Genomic DNA, 3,370 nt, shown 5'->3' with positions numbered 1-3,370 from the left:
TCGATAATCAGCTTGGTGATACGCAAGACTTCACTGCAATGGTGAACACGTTAAAGCAACATGGGCTTCGTACCTATGTGGACGTTGTGTTTAACCACATGGCTAACGAGTCGAGTATTCGCGGTGATTTGACGTATCCAAATCAACAAGACATGGCGTCTTACCAACAAGATTCTGAGTATTACGAATCCGTTCGTTTGTTTGGTGATCTTTCTAAACCTTTGTTTGATGAGAACGACTTTGTCGAAGCGTTTGGTATCAAGAACTGGAAAGACACTTGGGAGGTGCAAAACGGACGTATTACTGGTGGAGCAAGCGATCCAGGCCTGCCAACGCTGTTAGACAACGACAATGTGGTTACACAGCAGCGAGCTTACCTAAAAGCCTTGAAAGTGATTGGTGTGAAAGGGTTTCGCATCGACGCAGCGAAACACATGACACTGTCACATCTACGTAAGGTTTGGACTGATGATATCTGTGAAGAAATGCATATCTTTGGCGAGATCATTACTGACGGTGGTGCAACCAAAGAAGAGTACGAACTGTTCCTCGAGCCTTACCTTAAACACACTCGTTTAGGGGCGTATGATTTTCCGCTATTCAATACCATCTTCAAAGCTTTTGAAGAGCAGGGCAGTTTTAAGTCTCTGATCAACCCATACTGTTTTGGTCAAGCTCTGTCGAACATGCGAGCGATCACTTTTGCTGTCACTCATGACATTCCAAATAACGAGGTGTTTTTGGAACATGTGATGGATGAAGTCGACGAGCAATTAGCTCACGCCTTTATTCTTGGACGAGATGGCGGTGTGCCGCTTGTTTACAGTGAGCTCAGCACCAGCGGTATTCTGGACAAGAGTGGCCAACCTCGTTGGCTTAACGACTGGCAAGCGCCTTATATGAAAAACATGATTCAATTCCATAACCATGTTCATGGCGAAGCGATGCAGGTGGTTGAAGCCAATGATGACTTGTTGGTGTTTGTTCGTGGCGACAAAGGCATTGTGGTGATTAATAAATCGAAACGAAGCAAGACGGCCTCATTAAATTGGACAGGCGCTGTGACGGATCTGTTGTCTGGCGAAGTGTTCGAATGTGTTGGTAAGGACTTAACTATTAAGGTTGAATCCAACCAGTGCATGATGCTGACGACCAACTAGCTCGAGCCTGTTACGAGTTAGAAAGCAAATTTTGCAAAGAAAACCTTGAAAAGAAAACCCCGCTTACTGATTACCAGTAAGCGGGGTTTTTTATATAAAGCTGTTTATTGCTTACTAAACAGGGTGTTAGTTAAACAAGGTGTTAGTTAGCTAAACGCTAAGGCGGTTAAACCGTAAACTTGTTTAATAGTTCGTCTTGTTGGCGAACATTGTCAGTTTGAACTTGCATTGCTGTGTTTGCGTCTTGAGCTGCGTTCGATACCTGTGTTGAAAGGTCTTTGATCTTAACTGTGTTGTTGTTGATCTCTTCCGCTACTAAACTCTGCTCTTCAGCTGCTGAAGCAATCTGAATATTCATATCAGAGATGCGCTGAATCGCGTCGCGGATGCGGTCAAGTGAAGAGTTTGCTTGCTGAGCGCGTTCAACGGCGTCAGTGGCTGTGTCTTTACTTTGATTCATCGCGTTAGATACAGAGCTTGCACCCGCTTGGAGCTGCTCAATCATGTTGCGGATTTCAGTGGTCGATTCTTGAGTACGTTGCGCCAGAGTGCGAACTTCATCGGCAACGACTGCGAAACCACGGCCCGATTCACCAGCACGCGCCGCTTCAATAGCAGCATTCAAAGCAAGCAAGTTAGTTTGCTCTGCAATACCTTGAATCGTAGCAAGTACCGTCGAAATCTCTTGAGCATGCTTGTTTAGCTCACTGATCACATTACCTGCTTCATTCACTTCATTGGCAAGGTTATTGATAGAACCTTTGGTATCGACAACCAGGGCGTGACCGCTATTAGTGCTTGTCGCAGAGTCTTGTGCCGCTTTTGCGGTTTGCTCAGCATGCGATGCAATCTCTTGCGTTGCACTCGCCATTTCCGTTACAGCCGTCGCCACCATGGTGATCTCTTGCTGTTGATGATTAAGCTCATCCACCGAACGATTCGCTCGCTGAGTACTTTTCTCTGACTGGCTGTTAAGCTGCTCTGATTGCCCACGAATATGACCAATCAACTGCTGTAAACTTCCTACAAAAGTGTTGAAGTTCTGTGCTAGTTCTCCTACTTCATCTTGGTTCTCAACATGAATACGCTGAGTTAAATCACCACTACCATTAGCGATCTGCGCCAATGCTTGAGACACATGGTTCAACGGACGGAACAGAATAGTACACAGCAGGTTAAACAATATGGTACATACAATCACAACCAACAGTGTCACCAACACTTGACCGATCACCGCATCAAATAACGGTGCAACCAAAGAGTCATGATTAACAACACTGATAGTAATCAGGCTTGTACCATCAATCGCACGTGCGTACAGAACATAGTCGCTGCCATTTAACTCGATAGCCGTGTCTTTACCGCTAGTCAGTGCCTTCTGTACATCAGAAAAATCTAGCCCTAGCGAGCTAATGTTCTCATTCAGCAACTTTGTATCAGCGTGCGTGTAAACCGTGCCTTTGTTGGTCGCGATAAACATGTAGCCTTCGCCTGGAAGAATCACTTTTTCAAGGCTGTTTAGAATGTCGGTAATTTCTACATCAGCACCTAAAACGACCTGCTGGCCATGCAGTTGCATTGCAGTACCCAACGACACAACGTTCGCCCCAGTTGCCGCGGCAACCGTTGGGTTATCCATGAACACCTTACTTGGGTTCGAAACCGCATTGGTGTACCAACCCCATACGCGTGGATCATCATTGCCCGGTGGCAACACTACGCCATTCGCATTTTTTTGCGAGCCATCAGGGAACGCTAAGAACACATTATCAAACGAGCCTGAATCACGAACCTGCTTCAGGTGAGTGACCAAGCTTTCTTGTTGTGACTCCTTCGAAAGTGAAGTAAGCGCACGCTCTTTGGATAAGATCCAATCCGATACATATTGATTGTAAGAAGCTGACGCACCTTCTAAGCGCTGTTCAACTTCAATATCCAACCGTTGCAATGAAGCACGAAAAGACAATACCTCGACCAAAATCCCCCCCAGGATAATGGCCATGCTAGCAGAGATCGCCAGCTTATTTTTAAGCGAGAGTTTCTTGAACATAGGAAACCTATAATTTGGAAGTAAAAACCGCGGTGACAAATTTGTCACCAACACAGTTTGCAAGCACCATTTATTTTACGCTTTAAAATAAATTAATAAACCATCCAAGGTTAATATCAGCAATATATGTGAGTAGGGGCACGCATAGCGAGACATTCAC

1 protein-coding gene and 1 pseudogene are annotated in these 3,370 nt (G+C 45.3%); one reads left to right on the top strand and one right to left on the bottom strand.

Features of this window, described 5'->3' with window-relative positions; genetic code table 11:
• On the top strand, window positions 1–1,160 hold a 1,160-nt coding region (locus AB4653_RS20820; protein WP_372105220.1), incomplete at its 5' end, for an alpha-amylase family glycosyl hydrolase.
• A gap of 267 nt (window positions 1,161–1,427) precedes the next feature.
• Here AB4653_RS20820 and AB4653_RS20815 read toward each other — a convergent pair.
• Window positions 1,428–3,210: pseudogene (locus AB4653_RS20815) on the bottom strand (methyl-accepting chemotaxis protein); the annotation flags it as partial.
• Window positions 3,211–3,370 lie beyond the last annotated feature (160 nt).

It is taken from the genome of Vibrio sp. 10N.222.48.A3 (genome assembly GCF_041475345.1).
Classification (GTDB): Bacteria; Pseudomonadota; Gammaproteobacteria; order Enterobacterales; family Vibrionaceae; genus Vibrio; species Vibrio tasmaniensis_A.
This window is presented reverse-complemented; position numbering and strand designations above follow the sequence as displayed.